A 14,966-nucleotide genomic window follows, 5' to 3' on the forward strand; every position below is an offset into this window, starting at 1 on the left:
GCCGGTGCGCCTGACGATCCTGACCGGCCATTCGCGCGGTCTGGGTGCCGCGCTGGCCGCTCAGCTGATCGCTCGTGGCGACCGCGTGCTCGGCATCGCGCGCCACGCGCTGCCGCTGCCTGCCGGGGCGCTCGAGCAGTGGCCGCACGACCTGGCCGACCCGCTGCCGCTGGCCGTGCGGCTGCAGACCTGGCTGGAGGCCCAGGACCCGTCGGCCATCGAGCAGGCCACGCTGATCAACAACGCCGGCGTGGTGAGCACGCCGCAGCCGCTGCGCGAGGCCGACCCGGCTGCCCTGTCGGCTGCACTGCGGGTCGGGCTGGAGGCCACGCTGCTGCTGTGCCAGGCCTTCCTGGCCGGCACGCGCGGCTGGACCCTGCCGCGCCGCGTGCTGAACGTCTCCTCCGGGCTCGGGCGCCGTGCGATGGCCAGCAGCGCCGCCTACTGCGCCGCCAAGGCCGGCATGGACCACCTGACGCGCTGCCTCGCGCTGGAGGAGGCGCTGGTGCCGCACGGCGCGCGGGTCGCCTCGGTCGCGCCGGGGGTGTTCGACACCGACATGCAGCGCCAGCTGCGCAGTGCCGATGCGGCGGCCTTCCCGGACCGCGACGTGTTCGTCGCGCTGCACCGCGACGGCCAGCTGCTCGCGCCCGACGCCGCCGCGCAGCGGCTGCTGGCCTTCCTCGAGCGGCCCGATTTCGGCGCCGAGCCGGTGGCCGACGTGCGCCACTGAGGCCCGCTCAGCTGTTCGGCTGCGCGGCGCGTTGGGCCAGGCGCGTGGGCGCACCCAGCGGACGCTGGCCGATCACCGTCACCATCGGCAGCTCCACGACCTCGGTGCGCAGCGCCTCGCGGCTGCCGATCACCTGCACGGTGGGCATCATCACCACCGGTGCCGGCAGCACGGCCGCCTCGCCGGCCTGCATCTGCAGGGCGGTGGCGGCCACGGCGACGGTGGCGAGGGCGGCGGGCAGCAGGCGCATCAGCGTGTTCATGGCGGGGTCCTCGGTGGCGTGGTGTCGGTGTCGATGCGAGGCAGTATCGGCAGCCGGTCACGCCGGAGCGATGCGTTTGCGACGGACTGCGCGAGCGCGCGACGAAACGCCGCCGGGACGGGCCAGAATCCGCGCTCCCCGCCCGCGACCCGGAGTCCGCCGACGATGACCCGCCTGCTCCTGGCCACCGCCTTGTGGCTGCTCTCCGCCTGCGCCGCCCCGCCGGGTGCCCCGCCGGCGCCGGCGGCGGCAGCGGCCGAGCCGGTGATCGCGCCGAACCCGGCCCTGGTGGTGCAGGGCATCCCGCCGGTCCCGGCGCGGCTGGCCGACGCGGTGGCGCGCTACACCGATTTCCGCGGCCACACCTTCGTCGAGTGGCATCCGCTCAGGCGCGAGATGCTGGTCACGCACCGTCCGGCCGGCGGCAGCACCACGCAGCTGTTCCGCATCGCCGCGCCGCTGGCCGAGCCGGAGCAGCTCACCGACGGACCCGACCCGGTGCGCGAGGCGAGCTGGGAGCCGCAGCGCGGCGAGTACCTGGTGTTCGAGCGCGCCAGTCGCGGCGACGAGGCCACGCAGCTGTTCCGCCTCGACCTGGCCACGCGCGAGCTGACGCTGCTGACCGACCCGAAGGAGCGTCACGAGATGCAGGGCTGGCTGCACGGCTCGAGCCGGCTGCTGGTGATGTCGATGCCGCTGGACCGCACGGCCGCCGGCGGCAGTCGCGCGCAGGTCAGCCAGGTGCTGAGCCTGGTCGACCCGGCGCAGCCGACGCAGCGCCGGCGCATCGCCGAGCTGCCGGGCAGCGGCTGGTTCGTCGGCGGCGTCGCGCGGGACGACCGCAGCGTCGCGCTGACCCGCTGGATCTCGGCCACCGAGTCGCAGCTGTGGCTGCTGCGCCTGGACACCGGCCGGCGGGTGCAGATGCTGCCGGCGCCGGCCTCGCGCGAACGGGCCGCCCACCTGGCCGGCGGCTTCCGGCGCGACGGCCGCGGCCTGTGGCTGCTGTCGGACCGCGACGGCGAGTTCCTGCAGCTGTCGCTGTTCGACCTCGGCACGAAGAAGCTGCGCCCGCTGACGCGCCACATCCCGTGGGACGTCGAGCGCCCGACGGCCAGCGAGGACGGGCGCTGGCTGGCCGTGCAGGCCAATGTCGACGGGCGCGACGAGCTGCGCCTGTTCGACGCTCGCCGGCTCACCGAGCTGAAGCTGCCGCCGCTGCCGGCCGGCCGCATCGCAGCGGCGGGCTTCCACCGCGCGCGCGCCGAGCTGGCCTTCTCGGTCAGCAGCGCGACGTCGCCGAGCCAGGTCTGGACGCTCGCGCCCGAGGGCGGCGCCGCCGAGGCCTGGACCCGCGTGCAGGCCCCGGCCGGTGCGGCGCCGGAGCAGTTCGCCGAGTCACAGGTGGTGCGCTGGACCAGCTTCGACGGGCGCAGCATCTCCGGCCTGCTGACCCTGCCGCCGGCGCGCTTCGAGGGCCGGCGCCCGGTGCTGATCGACATCCACGGCGGCCCCGAGTCGCAGGCGCGCGCCGGGTTCCTGGACCGCAGCAACTACTTCGTCGAGGAGCTCGGCCTGGCGGTGATCCGCCCCAACGTGCGCGGCTCGTCGGGCTACGGCAAGGCCTTCCTCGGGCTCGACGACGGCCGCAAGCGCGAGGACGCGGTCAAGGACATCGGCGCGCTGCTCGACTGGATCGCCACGCAGCCGCGCCTGGACGCCGCGCGCGTGGTGGTCAGCGGCGGCAGCTACGGCGGCTTCATGAGCCTGGCCACGGCCGCGACCTACGCCGACCGGATCGCCGGCGCGATCGACGTGGTGGGCATCTCCAACATCGTCAGCTTCCTGCGCAACACCGAAAGCTACCGGCGCGACCTGCGCCGCGCCGAGTACGGCGACGAGCGCGACGAGGCGATGCGCGAGTTCCTCGAGCGCATCTCGCCGCTGTCGAATGCACACCGGATCGTCAAGCCGCTGTTCGTCGTGCAGGGCCGCAACGACCCGCGCGTGCCCTGGACCGAGGCCGAGCAGATCGTCGCGCGGGTGCGCGAGAACGGCACGACAGTGTGGTACCTGCGCGCCGAGAACGAAGGCCACGGCTTCGTGCGCAAGGAGAACGCGGACTTCCAGTTCTACGCGACCGTGCTGTTCCTGCGCCAGGTGCTCGGGCTGGACTGACCGGGCTCAGCCGACCGGGTCCTGGAAGCCGCCGCGCCGATAGGTCAGCACCAGGGTATCGCGGTGCCCGCCGGGCCCGGCCGGCTGGATCGGCGTGGTCTCGTGGATCACGCGTTCGTCGTCCAGCAGCACGGTCGTCCAGGGCTCGCTGAGGGTGAAGCGCTGGCCGGCCGGGCCGGCGGCCTCGAACACACGCGACTCGCCGCCCTTCACGTTCTCGCGCGCCACCAGCACCACCACGACGAAGTCCACGCCGTCGCGGTGCGCGCCCTCGGGCGTCGGGCGGCCGATGCCGTCGGTGGTGTCGATGCGGAACGGATGGGCCTCGACGTACCAGCGTGTCTCGCCCTTCACGCGCGTGAACAGCGCGCCCAGGCCGGCCAGCAGGCGCGTCCAGGCCGGGCTGTCGCAGATCGACGGCTCGATCGGCTCGAACCAGCGCTCGATGCCGCCGTGCAGTGCGTTGTAGTCCACCGGCTGCCAATGGGCGCGGTGCGGCACGCGCGTGACGCTGTCGCCCTCGACGACGAAGCTGCCATGCCGGCGGCGCCGGTAGCGGCCGCCGTCGCGCAGGTGGGTGTCCGGTGGCAGGCGGCTCCAGGCCGGGCGCCAGGCCTCGAGTTCGGCGGCGGCGAGGCCGGTCAGGTCGCGCAGGCCGGCGGCGTCGAGCACGGCCTGGCCCTGGCGGCGCAGCACCTCGGCGGCGTCGCCGGGGGCGGTGATGGGCGGGGCGAGCAAGGGGGTCATGCCCGGATGATGCCGCGGATCGCGACCGGCGTATGCTGCGCCACCCCCACCCACCGGAGAACGCGATGACCCTGTGCCCGATCGCCCTGGCCGCCGGTTGCCGCAAATGCCCGGCCTTCTCGGTCTGCCCGCTCAAGAGCGTGCTCGGCGACCAGCCCAAGCCGGGCGCGGCCGCACCCGCGAAGGACGCCGACAAGAAGCGGTGAGCACGGCGCCGGACCGTGCGGCCGCGCTGATCCGCACGCTCGGCCTGCAGCCGCACCCCGAGGGCGGCCACTACCGCGAGTGGTTCCGCTCGGGCGCACCGGTGCAGCCCGGCGACGGCCGCGGCACGCGCGCCGCACTGACCTGCATCGACTTCCTGCTGCGGCGCGGCGAGTTCAGCGCCTGGCACCGCGTCGCCTCCGACGAGCTGTGGCACCTGCTCGAGGGCGGGCCGCTGCGGCTGTGGCTGATGCCGCCGACGCTCGAGCGCGTCGAGGCCGTCGTGCTCGGCGCGGGCCAGCCGCCGCGCCACGCGGTGCCGGCGTCGTGGTGGCAGGCGGCCGAGCCGCTGGGCGAGTTCGCGCTGTGCGGCGCGAGCGTCGCGCCGGGCTTCGAGTTCGCCGACTTCGCCTTCGCGCGCGACGACGCCCCGGTGCGCGAGGCGCTGCAGCGCCTGCGGCCCGAGGCCCTGCGGCTGCTGTAGCGCGCCTTCGAGGCGGCGCCGGCGGGCGAGTTCCGCACCCTGCGGTCACTTTGCGCCGCGTTACGCGATCCGACACAGCTTTACCCACGGACGAACCGTGTTCACGCGGGCCGCCCATCGTGGCGCCACCCGCTGCTGCATGCGGCGGGACATCACCGAGAAGGAGTCTCTCCATGAAAACCATCGTCCGCGCTCTGACCGCCACCGCCCTGCTCGCCGCCTTCGCGGCGCACGCCGAAGGTCTGTCGATCGGCGGCAGCATCGGCGAGTCGCACTGGAAGGGCGACGACGTCGGCGGCGTCGCCACCGACCGCAAGGACACCTCGTACAAGCTCTACGGCGGCTACGGCTTCACGCCCAACCTCGGCGTCGAGCTGGGCTACGCCAACTTCGGCAAGTTCAGCAGCGGCGCCGGCAGCGTGAAGGCCGACGGCCTGTACCTGGACGGCGTCGGCACGCTGCCGCTGGGCGCGGGCTTCTCCGCGCTGGGCCGCGTCGGCGTGTTCAACGGCAAGCTCGACAGCTCGCTGGCCGGCAGCGACCGCGGCACCAACGTCAAGGTCGGCGCCGGGCTGCAGTACGACTTCGACAAGAACACCGCGCTGCGTGCCGAGTGGGAACGCTACCGCTTCGATGCGCTGGACACCAAGGCCAACACCGACCTGTACTCGATCGGCGTGAACTACCGGTTCTGAGGCCGCGGCCTCAGGCGTAGCGCTGGCGTGCCAGCGCGGCGCCGCGCGCCAGCGCTTCGAGCTTGGCCAGCGCCACCGCGCGCGGCATCGGCGCGAGGCCGCAGTTCGTGCACGGAAAGAGGTGCTGCCGGGGCACGAACTGCAGCGCGCGGCCGATCGTGTCGGCCACCTCCTCGGGCGTCTCGACCTGCTCGCTGGCCACGTCGATCACGCCCACCATCACGTCCTTCCCCTCGAGCAGCGCCATCAGCTCGGCCGGCACGTGCGAGTGGTAGCACTCGAGCGAGACCTGGTCGATGCGGCTCTTCGCGAGCGCCGGGAACACCTGCTCGTACTGGCGCCACTGCTCGCCCAGCGTCTGCTTCCAGGCGATGTTGGCCTGGATGCCGTAGCCGTAGCAGATGTGCACGGCGGTCCGGCAGGTCAGGCCCTGGGCCGCGCGCTCCAGCGCGGCCACGCCCCAGTCGGCCGCGTCCTTCATGTACACGTTGAACGCGGGTTCGTCGAACTGCACGATGTCCACGCCGTCGGCCTGCAGCGCGAGCGCCTCGCGGTTGAGCAGCTCGGCGAAGGCGAAGGCAAGCTTGACCTTGTCGCCGTAGTAGCGGTCGGCCACCGTGTCGACGATGGTCATCGGCCCGGGCAGCGTGAACTTCAGCGTCTTCTTCGTGTGTGCACGCGCCAGCTGCGCCTCCATCGCGTGCACGCGGCCGGCGAGCGTGAGCGGGGCCACGACCTGCGGCACCATCGCCTCGTAGCGGTTGTCGCGGATGCCCATCTTCACCTTGTGCTCGAAGTCGATTCCGCCGACGCGCTCGACGAAGCCGTGCACGAAGTGCTGGCGCGCCTGCTCGCCGTCGCCGACGATGTCCAGCCCGGCGTCCTCCTGTTCCTTGATGGCCAGCAGCGTGGCGTCGCGCTTGGCCTGCTCGAGCTCGGCGCCGCCGGCCATCCACTGCGGCCAGAGCTTGTTGGTCTCGGCCAGCCAGCCGGGCTTGGGCAGGCTGCCCGCGATGCAGGTCTCGAACATCGGTGTCTCCTCGTGTGATCAAGCGACGCAGGCGCGAGCTTGGCACAGCCGCGCGGGCCGTGCCGGCGACCGAACGCCGAACCGGGCCGGCCTGGGCACACAATCGCGGCTGCCGACATGAATCCAACCACCCTGCCCCACCGAGTGCTCCTGCCGCTGCTGCTGGCCGTGCTGGCCGGCGCGGCGCAGGCCGCGGACAACCCGCGCGAGCTGCTGCGCCAGGCGCGCGACGCGGTGATGCGCGACCCGGCGCAGGCGCGCAGCCTGGCCGAACAGACGCTGCAGGCGCTGGCCACGCAGCCCGACAGCGACACCGACACCGAGATCGAGGCCCGGCTGGTGCTGTGCGACCACCACGCCGAGCGCGACCCGGCCGCCGCCCGGCGCGAGGTGGCGATCGTTGCGGAGCTGCTGCCGCGCGCCCGGCGCAGCGGCCTGCGCGCCGGCCTGCAGGCCTGCATGGGCCAGATCCACGAGTACGCCAGCGACACGGTGCGCGCACGCGCCTACTACGAGGAGGCGGTGCTGTCGGCCGAGCAGGCGGGCGACCAGGACATGCTGGCCGACGCGCTCTACCTGCGCGGCTACCTGCGCAGCGTGCAGGGCGAGCTGGCCAGTGCGCTGGCCGACCTGCGGCGCTCGCACCAGCTGTTCCTCAAGCTCGAGCAGGCCAACCGCATCGCCAACGTGCTGAACGCGATCGCGATCGTCTACAACCGCATGGGCGACCACGCCCAGGCGCGCGACTACTACCTGCAGTCGCTCAAGCGCCACGAGGCCGACGGCGCGCTGCGCGAGCAGGCCGTGACGCTGCACAACCTCGGCCGCGCGACCGAGAACCTGGGCGACCGCGACGCCGCACGGCGCCACTACGAGGCGGCCCTGGCCACCAGCCGGCGCATCGACTTTCCGCGCGGCGAAGCCTACGCGCTGCGCGGCCTGGCCAGCCTGGCCAACCTGCAGGGCGATTCGCGCGAGGCCCTGGCGCGGCTGGAAGAGGCCGAGACGCGCATCCGCAGCACGCCCGACCAGCGCCTGCAGGCCCAGCTGCTGCTGCAGCGCGGCGTCGCGTTGCGGCTGGCCAGCCGGCTCGGCGAGAGCGTTCAGGCGCTGCAGCAGGCCCAGCGCATCTTCGCCCAGGCCGATTCGCGCAACGAGCTGGCCCAGGTCTACGACGCGCTGGCCCAGACGCATGCCGCGGCCGGCGACTGGCACGCGGCCTACCAGCGCGGCAGCGACTTCAAGGCCGAATCCGACCGCCTGCTGCGCCTGCAGCTCGACCAGCGCTTCGCGACCCTGAAGATCGAGTTCGACACCGCCGCCAAGGACCGCGAGTACGCGCTGCTGCAGCGCGAGAACCGCGCCACCGAGCAGGCCCTGGTGCACGAGCAGCGTGCCAACCAGCTCAAGGTGGTGGTGATCGGCCTGGCCGCGGTGCTGCTGCTGGCCCTGGCGCTGATGGTGCTGCGCCAGTACCGCACCAGCCGCGCGATGCATTCGCTCGCGCTGACCGACGAGCTGACCGGGCTGCCGAACCGGCGCGCCGTGCTGGCGCGGCTGCAGGCGCTGCTGGCCGGGGCCGATCCGCGCTGCGCGGTGCTGCTGGCCGACCTCGACCACTTCAAGCGCATCAACGACGAACACGGCCACCTGGTCGGCGACGAGGTGCTGAAGCTGATCGCCGCGCGGCTGACCGAGGCGGTGCGCGAGCCGGTCAGCGTCGGCCGGCTCGGCGGCGAGGAGTTCCTGGTCGTGCTGCCGGCCACCGACCTGGAGAGCGCGCGCCAGGTGGCCGAGCGCATCCGCGAGAACGTGGCCTCGATCGACCCGCTGCGCACCCAGATCCCGGTGCCGCTGACCATCAGCCTCGGCGTGGCCGCCACGCGTGGCGAGGGCGACAGCGTGAGCGACATGCTGCGCCGCGCCGACGCCGCGCTCTACGACGCCAAGCGCTCCGGCCGCAACCGCGTGATCGCGCTGGTGGCGTGAGAAGTTGGCGCTGATCGCCGCGGCGCGTGGGCAGGCACGTCGTGTACAGTTGCGCCACAGTCATACGCAAGTGTTCGTTGGTTCGTGATCTTCCCGATGGTCCCCGCGCCCGCCGCGGCCGGCCGCACCCGAAATCCCCACCCGCCAGCTTGAGTGTCGCTGCGTGCGCCGGCATTGCGGCGCTTTTTGTTGTTCATCAGTCAGAGATAGGAATTCGTCCATGACGACCCAGACCGGTACCGTCAAGTGGTTCAACGACGCCAAGGGCTACGGCTTCATCGCCCAGGACAGCGGCGGCGCGGACCTCTTTGCGCACTTCCGCGACATCCAGGGCAACGGCTTCAAGACGCTGCAGGAGAACCAGCGCGTCGAGTTCGAGGTCAAGCAGGGCCAGAAGGGCCTGCAGGCCACCAACATCCGTCCGCTGTGATGCGGCCGGCGGGCCCCACGGCCCGCCGCCAAGCGTGAACTGAGCCGCGGTCCGCCGCGGCTCTTTCTTTTCAAGCGCCGGCCCGGCCTAGACTTCCACCCGTGCATCGCGCAGCGCCTCCCGACCCCGCACTGCTGCAGGCCTGGTTCGAGCAGACCGGCGAGTTGCTGCTGCTGACCGACGCCGGCGGCCGCCGGCTGTGGAGCAACGAGGCCTTCGACACGCGCTTCGCGCCGCCGCCGCAGACCCTGGCCGAGCTGGCCGGCGACGACGCGGCGCGCGCCGCCCTGCAGGCGGCCCTGGCCGGCGCTGCGCCCGCGACGGCGCGCGTGGCCCTGCGCGACGGGCGCTTCGACCTGCGCGGCGCGGCGGCCGGCGACCACCGGCTCTGGACCCTGGTCGAGCGCACCCGCGAAGACACGCTGCAGGCCCAAAGCCGCCACCTCGCCGAGCTGCTGGACATGGCGCAGGAGTTCGGCCGGCTCGGTGTGTGGGAGCGCGAGATCCCGTCCGGCCGCGGGCGCTGGGACCACCATGTGTTCGCGTTCTGGGGGCTCGATCCGGAAGGCGGCACACCCGACTACGAGCAGGCCATGGCCAGCGTGCATCCGGAGGATCGCAAGCTGCTGCCGTTCCGTGCCGACCAGCTGCGCGCCGGGCGCTACGAGCAGCGCTACCGCGTGATCAGGCCCGACGGCGGGCTGCGCTGGCTGCATTCGCAATGGGAGATCCAGAACGGCCCGGACGGCGTGCCCGCGCGTGCCATCGGCATCATGATGGACGACACCGAGGCGATGGAGCTGTCGCGCACGCTGGGCGACGCCAGCGCGCAGCTGAAGCTGGCCATCGAGCTGGCCGACATCGCGGTGTGGCGCCACGACCTGCGCACCGACCGCATGCACTACAACGATCGCGCCTATGCGGTGCTCGGCATCGAGCCGCGCGCCGACGGCCTGCCCCTCGGCGAAGTGCGCGCGCTGATCCACCCCGACGACTTGCCTGGCGTGCTGGCCTCGGCGCAGCAGACCCTGGCCACCGACCGGCCCACCGACATGCAGGCGCGCTACCGGCGCAGCGACGGCAGCTGGCGCCACGTGCTGACGCGCCGCGTGCTGCAGCGCGGCGCACTGGGCGAGCCGGTGGCCTTCCTCGGCGTGGCGCTGGACGTGACCGAACGGGTGCGCGCCGAACAGGCACTGCGCAGCGCCGACGAGCGCGCCGCGCTGGCCGCCCGCAGCGCCGGCATCGGCACCTGGGAGATCGAGTTCGGCGAGCCCGACATCGAGCGCTGGGACGAGCAGATGTTCCGCCTGCGCGGCGTCGCCCCGCGCGCCGAGCCGCCGCCGCGCGAGCAGCGCCTGGCGATGCTGCACCCGGAGGACCGCCAGAAGAGCCTGGACAGCTCGCCCGCGCTGCTGGCCGGGCCGCGCCCGGCGCGCTACGAGTTCCGCGTCGTCTGGCCTGACGGCAGCGTGCGCTGGCTGGCCTCGCGTTCGATCCCGGTGCTGGACGCCCAGGGCCAGGTGTGGCGGCGCATCGGCGTGAACTGGGACATCACCGACAGCAAGAATGCCGAGGCCGCGCGCCAGGCCAGCGCCGTGGCCGAACGCGCCAGCCAGGCCAAGTCGGCCTTTCTCGCGCGCATGAGCCACGAGCTGCGCACGCCGCTGAACGCGGTGCTCGGCTTCACGCAGCTGCTGCAGGTCGAGGCGCAGGACGCGCGCGATGCCGCACGCGACCTGAAGCTGCGCCACATCCGCTCGGCCGGCGAGCACCTGCTGGCGCTGGTCGACGGCGTGCTGGACCTGTCCAGCCTGGAAGCCGGCAACCTGCACCTCGACCTGCAGCCGGTCGACCTGGCGGCGCTGGTCGAGCAGGCCCTGCCGCTGGTCGAGCCGCTCGCCCAGCGCCACGGCGTGCGGGTGCGCCGCGAGGCGCTGCAAGGCGTGGTGCAGGCCGACCGCACGCGCGCGCTGCAGGTGCTGGTGAACCTGCTCAGCAACGCCATCAAGTACAACCGCCCGGGCGGCGAGGTGTCGGTCGGCGCGGAGGTGGCGGACACCACGGTGACCGTGCGCGTCACCGACACCGGGCGCGGGCTGACGCCGCAGCAGATCGCCCACCTGTTCGAGCCCTTCAACCGGCTCGGCGCCGAGCGCGAAGGGATCGAGGGCACCGGCATCGGCCTGACCATCGCGCGTGCGCTGGTCGAGCGCATGCACGGCCGCATCGAGGCACGCAGCACCCCGGGCCGCGGCAGCACCTTCACGGTCAGCCTGCCGCGCCTGCACGAGCAGCCGGCCTCCAGCCCGACGCCGCTGGCCGCGCTGCCGGAGCGGCTCGCGCAGCGCAGCGGCCGGCTGCTCTACATCGAGGACAACCAGGTCAACGTGCTGCTGGTGGAGGAGCTGGTGCGCAGCCTCTCGGGCCTGGACATCGAGAGCACGCCCACCGGCGCCGACGGTGTGGCACGCGCCGTCGCGGCGCGGCCCGACCTGGTGCTGGTGGACATGCAGCTGCCCGACTTCGACGGCTTCGAGGTGCTGCGCCGGCTGCGCGCGCACCCGGCCACCGCGGCCATCCCGTGCATCGCGCTGTCGGCCAACGCGATGCCCGAGGACATCGAACGCGCCCGCGCCGCCGGCTTCACCGACTACTGGACCAAGCCGATCGACTTCCGCGCCTTCCTCGCGGCGCTGGAGGCCCTGTTCCCGATGCGGGCGTACGGCGAGGGCATCTGAGCGGACGCGCCGCTCATCCCTTCGGCGCGGCCGCACCGGAGTCACCGAGCTCCCGGCTGACGAAGCGCTCTCCCCGGCTCAAGGCCCGCACGGCCTCCACCAGTTCCACCGAGTTCCCCTTCAGCACGTACCCGTTCGCACCGGCGGCCAGCGCATGCTTCACGTAGCTGCGCTCCGCATGCCCGGAGAACATCGCCATCACGAGCCCGGGGTGCTGGCGGCGCAGGGCCCGGACGAGATCGATCCCGCTCATGTCGGGCAGGCTGACGTCGACCAGCACGACATCCGGCTCGGCGCGCGCCGCTTGCTCGGCGGCGGCCTGCGCCGTGGCCGCTTCCCCGCACACGGCCATGTCCGGCTGCCGCTCCAGCAAGGAGCGCAGCGAGGCACGCAGGATGGCGTGGTCGTCGACGATGAAGACCCGGATCACGCGCCTGCTCCATCGCTGTCCGGGCGCCGCTCCCGCGCCGGCGGCGCATGGATCTCGATGTGGGTGCCCTCGCCGGGTTGCGACCGCACGATGAGGCGTCCCCCGATGAGGCCGAGCCGCTCGCGCACGCTGAACAGCCCGAATCCGCCGCTGCCGCCCTCGCGGCCGGCGACCTCCTCGACATCGAAGCCCGCGCCGCCGTCGATGACGTGGATCACCAGCTGACCGTCCGTCTCCTCGAGCCGCACGGTGGCTCGCTTCGTGCCCGAATGCTTCGCCACGTTGAAGAGCAGCTCGCGCACCACCTGGAACAGCAGCACGCGCAGGTCATGGTCGGGCATGTAGAACCCGTGCGCGGCCTCCAGCGTGACCTCCAGCCCGTGCAGTTCGCTCATCTGGCGCCGCAGCCACTCGAGCGCATCGGCCAGCCCCTCCTTCTGCAGGATCGGGGGGCTCAGGTCCACGGTGAGCCGCCGGGTCGCCGTGATGGCCTCGGCGATCCATGCGAGGGCATCGCGCAGGTCGGCCCGCAGCGGCGCGGCGTCCGTGGGCGGCAGGTCGGACTCGACCTGCCTGAGCTTCATCTCGATGCCGTACAGCAGCTGCTGCAGGTCGTCGTGCAGGATCTGCGAGATGCGACGGCGCTCCTCCAGCTCGGTCAGCGTCAGGCGGCCGGCGAGCCCGCGCACCTGGCGCGTGCGCTCCTGCACACGCGCCTCGAGCGACTCGTTGAGTCCGCGCAGCGACGCCTCGGCCTGCACCCGATCCGTCACGTCGTTGAAGAGGATCGCGACCTGCCGCTGCCGCGCATCGCCCTGGCGCCACGCGTACACGTCGTACCAGCGGTGCAGCGCGGCGGCGCGGTTGCGGAAGCGCGAGGCCTCCCCGGTCGTGGCGACGCGCCCGTAGCTCTCGAACCAGTGCGCTTCGTGCGTCGGCGCGATCTCCCGCATGGTTCGTCCCACGGCGTCGTCGATCCCGGTCTGCCGCGCGAACGCCGGGTTCACCTCGAGGTAGCGGTAGTCCACCGGCCGGCCCTGCGCGTCGAAGATCATCTCGACGATGCAGAAGCCTTCGTCGATGGACTCGAACAGCGTGCGGTACTTGGCCTCGCTGGCGCACTTGCGCTCGGTGATGTCGCTGGCCATGCCGATCCACTCGACGATCTCGCCGGCGCGGTCCACCATCGGCACCGCCCGCGAGAAGGTCCACCCCAGGCTGCCGTCGGCGCGGCGCACCGGGTGCTCCAGCTCGAAGGGGGCCTTGTTCCGGATCGCCTCGCCGATGGCGGCCAGCACGCGCGGCCGGTCGGCGGGCTCGATGTAGTGCTCCAGCCAGGTCCGGCTCGGCATCGCGGTGTCGGCGATGAAGTCGCGGCCGACGAGCTGGCGCATCTCGGTCCAGTCGGCATTCATCCGATACACCGCCTCGGAGCTGGCCTGCACGAGCGCCCGGTAGCGCGCCTCGCTCTCCGCCAGCGCCTCCTCGGCGCGCCGGCGCGCCGTGATGTCCTGCATCACGGCCAGCAGCATGGCACCCGAATCGTCCCCCACGCGCGCCACGTACATCTCGAGCACCTTGCCCTGGGGCACCGACTCGCGCTCGAAGCGCAGCGGCCGGCCGGTCTCGAGCACGCGGTCGTAGTCGTCGTACCAGTCCTCGACCTCGTCGGGGAAGTTGTCCCGGATCGACTGCCCGCTGAGGTCGGGAATGCCGAACATGGCCTGCATCGCCGGGTTCATCGCGACGTAGCGGTAGTCGCGCAGCCCGTCCGGGCGCAGCGGCAGCCGCTCGAACAGGCAGACACCCTCGTCGACGGCCTCGAACAGCGCGCGGTGGCGGGTTTCGCTGTCGCGCAGCGCCTGCTGGGCCTGCTTCCAGGCGGTCATGTCGCGCAGGATCTTGGAGAAGCCGACGAGCCGGCCGCCCGCATCGTGCAGCGCGCTGACGATGCCCAGGGCCCAGAAGCGCTCGTCGCCCTTGCGCAGGTGCCAGCGCTCGTCCTCCGCGCGCCCCTGCTCGCGCGCGAGGCGCAGCTCCGCCTCGGGCAGGCCCGCGCGGCGGTCCTCCGGCGTGAAGATGAACTCGAAGGGCCGCCCCAGCACCTCGTCTTCCGAGTAGCCCAGGATCTGCTCGGCGGCCACGTTCCAGCTCGTGACCCGGCCCTCGGTGTCGAGGGTGAAGACGGAGTGGTCCCGGATGTTCTTGACCAGCGAGGTGAAGCGGGTCTCGAGGGCCTGGCGTTCGGCCTCGGCCCGGCGCCGCTCGGTGACGTCCTCGAAGGCCAGCAGGATGCGCTCGGCATCCGCCTGCCGGAGCCGGCGGGCGTTCAGCAGCATGGCCTTGCGGCCGACGCCCGGGAAGTCGTGCTCGACCTCGAACTCGTCGAACGAGCTGCGCTGCGGCAGGATCTCCTCGAGCAGGGTGCGCAGGCGCGGGATGTTCCACTGCCCGTCGCCGAGCTCGTAGAGCAGCCGGCCTTCGGTGTCCGGCGGCGCGACCCCGAAGCTGCGGTAGAAGGCGCGGTTGGCGCTCAGCACCCGGAGCTGCCCGTCGAGCACCACCAGCGGCTCGCGCACCGTCTCGACGATGCTGCGGGCGTAGGCGAGGGCCTCGTCGCGCGCCTGCCCGGCCTGCCGCTCGGCCGTGCGGTCGCGCATGAGCTTGGCGAAGCCGCGCAGCCTGCCGTCCGCACCGACCAGCGCCGTGGTAACGCCGCCGGACCAGAAGCGCGAGCCGTCCTTGCGCAGGTACCAGCGCTCCTCCTCCACGCGGCCGGCCGCCAGCGCCTGCTGCAACTCCCGCGCGGGGACGCCGCCGGCGATGTCTTCCGCGGTGTAGAAGCGGTCGGCGGGCTGGCCGATCGCCTCCTGCTCGCGGTAGCCGAGCAGGCGCTCCGCCGGGGCGCTCCAGCTCAGCACCCGGCCGTCGGGGTCGAGGGCAAAGACCGCGTAGTCACGGATGTTCTCGAGCAGCAGCGGCGCAAGCTCTCCGCCGCAGCCTGAAAGTTCAGCTGCACGGATGCTCATGGCCTGCTCCCCAT

At 72.9% G+C, this 14,966-nt stretch carries 13 protein-coding genes; 8 read left to right on the plus strand and 5 right to left on the minus strand.

The window, feature by feature from the left end; all coding sequences use genetic code 11:
- The first annotated feature begins 4 nt into the window (after positions 1-4).
- Positions 5-733: an SDR family NAD(P)-dependent oxidoreductase gene (locus tag D9C15_RS04120; protein ID WP_127996175.1), complete on the plus strand. Its 729-nt coding sequence runs from the start codon at positions 5-7 to the stop codon at positions 731-733.
- A gap of 7 nt (positions 734-740) precedes the next feature.
- On the opposite strand, the gene D9C15_RS04125 is transcribed toward D9C15_RS04120, so the two are convergent.
- Positions 741-995, minus strand: a complete 255-nt coding sequence (locus D9C15_RS04125) for a hypothetical protein (protein WP_127996176.1) — start codon at positions 993-995, stop codon at positions 741-743.
- A 165-nt stretch (positions 996-1,160) separates the two neighbouring features.
- Between D9C15_RS04125 and D9C15_RS04130 the strand changes: the two genes are divergently transcribed.
- Complete coding sequence (locus tag D9C15_RS04130) at positions 1,161-3,173, plus strand: S9 family peptidase (RefSeq protein ID WP_127996177.1); 2,013 nt, start codon at positions 1,161-1,163, stop codon at positions 3,171-3,173.
- 6 nt (positions 3,174-3,179) lie between these two features.
- On the opposite strand, the gene D9C15_RS04135 is transcribed toward D9C15_RS04130, so the two are convergent.
- A complete protein-coding gene (locus tag D9C15_RS04135; RefSeq protein WP_127996178.1) occupies positions 3,180-3,920 on the minus strand; it encodes a 2OG-Fe dioxygenase family protein in 741 nt (246 codons plus the stop codon).
- 65 nt (positions 3,921-3,985) lie between these two features.
- Here D9C15_RS04135 and D9C15_RS33315 point away from each other — a divergent pair, with 65 nt between their 5' ends.
- The 3 genes from D9C15_RS33315 (at position 3,986) to D9C15_RS04145 (ending at position 5,303) form a co-directional block, all read left to right on the plus strand.
- On the plus strand, positions 3,986-4,126 hold the full coding sequence (locus D9C15_RS33315) for a hypothetical protein (RefSeq protein ID WP_164886639.1): 141 nt from the start codon (positions 3,986-3,988) through the stop codon (positions 4,124-4,126).
- Positions 4,123-4,608, plus strand: coding sequence for a cupin domain-containing protein (locus D9C15_RS04140; protein ID WP_205854731.1), 486 nt, complete (start codon positions 4,123-4,125; stop codon positions 4,606-4,608). Before D9C15_RS33315 ends, D9C15_RS04140 begins: the two co-directional genes overlap by 4 nt.
- A 173-nt stretch (positions 4,609-4,781) precedes the next feature.
- On the plus strand, positions 4,782-5,303 hold the full coding sequence (locus tag D9C15_RS04145) for an outer membrane beta-barrel protein (RefSeq protein ID WP_127996180.1): 522 nt from the start codon (positions 4,782-4,784) through the stop codon (positions 5,301-5,303).
- Positions 5,304-5,313: 10 nt separating this feature from the next.
- Here D9C15_RS04145 and D9C15_RS04150 read toward each other — a convergent pair whose 3' ends face one another.
- Positions 5,314-6,333: a methionine synthase gene (locus D9C15_RS04150; RefSeq protein ID WP_127996181.1), complete on the minus strand. Its 1,020-nt coding sequence runs from the start codon at positions 6,331-6,333 to the stop codon at positions 5,314-5,316.
- A gap of 117 nt (positions 6,334-6,450) precedes the next feature.
- Between D9C15_RS04150 and D9C15_RS04155 the strand changes: the two genes are divergently transcribed.
- From D9C15_RS04155 to D9C15_RS04165, 3 genes are all read left to right on the plus strand, one after another.
- Entirely contained in the window at positions 6,451-8,322 is a 1,872-nt protein-coding gene (locus tag D9C15_RS04155; RefSeq protein ID WP_127996182.1) for a diguanylate cyclase, read from the plus strand.
- Between the two features lie 220 nt (positions 8,323-8,542).
- Positions 8,543-8,752 carry a cold-shock protein gene (locus D9C15_RS04160; RefSeq protein ID WP_112188994.1) on the plus strand — a complete coding sequence of 70 codons (210 nt, stop codon included), beginning with the start codon at positions 8,543-8,545 and terminating at the stop codon, positions 8,750-8,752.
- A 101-nt stretch (positions 8,753-8,853) separates the two neighbouring features.
- Positions 8,854-11,493: a hybrid sensor histidine kinase/response regulator gene (locus D9C15_RS04165; protein ID WP_127996183.1), complete on the plus strand. Its 2,640-nt coding sequence runs from the start codon at positions 8,854-8,856 to the stop codon at positions 11,491-11,493.
- A gap of 13 nt (positions 11,494-11,506) precedes the next feature.
- Here D9C15_RS04165 and D9C15_RS04170 read toward each other — a convergent pair whose 3' ends face one another.
- Together D9C15_RS04170 and D9C15_RS04175 are read right to left on the minus strand one after the other, a co-directional pair.
- The gene (locus D9C15_RS04170; RefSeq protein ID WP_164886640.1) at positions 11,507-11,923 is read right to left on the minus strand and encodes a response regulator; all 417 of its coding nucleotides are present in this window, start codon (positions 11,921-11,923) and stop codon (positions 11,507-11,509) included.
- A complete protein-coding gene (locus tag D9C15_RS04175) occupies positions 11,920-14,952 on the minus strand; it encodes a PAS domain-containing sensor histidine kinase (RefSeq protein ID WP_127996185.1) in 3,033 nt (1,010 codons plus the stop codon). Before D9C15_RS04175 ends, D9C15_RS04170 begins: the two co-directional genes overlap by 4 nt.
- Positions 14,953-14,966 lie beyond the last annotated feature (14 nt).

Origin of the sequence: Piscinibacter defluvii (genome assembly GCF_004011805.1) — a bacterium.
GTDB classification, from domain to species: Bacteria; Pseudomonadota; Gammaproteobacteria; order Burkholderiales; family Burkholderiaceae_C; genus Piscinibacter; species Piscinibacter defluvii.

What these genes read in the sequence shown, in the direction of transcription:
- D9C15_RS04125 (WP_127996176.1), bottom strand. Translation starts at nt 995, where the DNA reads ATGAACACGCTGATGCGCCTGCTGCCCGCCGCCCTCGCCACCGTCGCC.
- D9C15_RS04130 (WP_127996177.1), top strand. Translation starts at nt 1,161, where the DNA reads ATGACCCGCCTGCTCCTGGCCACCGCCTTGTGGCTGCTCTCCGCCTGC.
- D9C15_RS04135 (WP_127996178.1), bottom strand. Translation starts at nt 3,920, where the DNA reads ATGACCCCCTTGCTCGCCCCGCCCATCACCGCCCCCGGCGACGCCGCC.
- D9C15_RS33315 (WP_164886639.1), top strand. Translation starts at nt 3,986, where the DNA reads ATGACCCTGTGCCCGATCGCCCTGGCCGCCGGTTGCCGCAAATGCCCG.
- D9C15_RS04145 (WP_127996180.1), top strand. Translation starts at nt 4,782, where the DNA reads ATGAAAACCATCGTCCGCGCTCTGACCGCCACCGCCCTGCTCGCCGCC.
- D9C15_RS04150 (WP_127996181.1), bottom strand. Translation starts at nt 6,333, where the DNA reads ATGTTCGAGACCTGCATCGCGGGCAGCCTGCCCAAGCCCGGCTGGCTG.
- D9C15_RS04155 (WP_127996182.1), top strand. Translation starts at nt 6,451, where the DNA reads ATGAATCCAACCACCCTGCCCCACCGAGTGCTCCTGCCGCTGCTGCTG.
- D9C15_RS04160 (WP_112188994.1), top strand. Translation starts at nt 8,543, where the DNA reads ATGACGACCCAGACCGGTACCGTCAAGTGGTTCAACGACGCCAAGGGC.
- D9C15_RS04175 (WP_127996185.1), bottom strand. Translation starts at nt 14,952, where the DNA reads ATGAGCATCCGTGCAGCTGAACTTTCAGGCTGCGGCGGAGAGCTTGCG.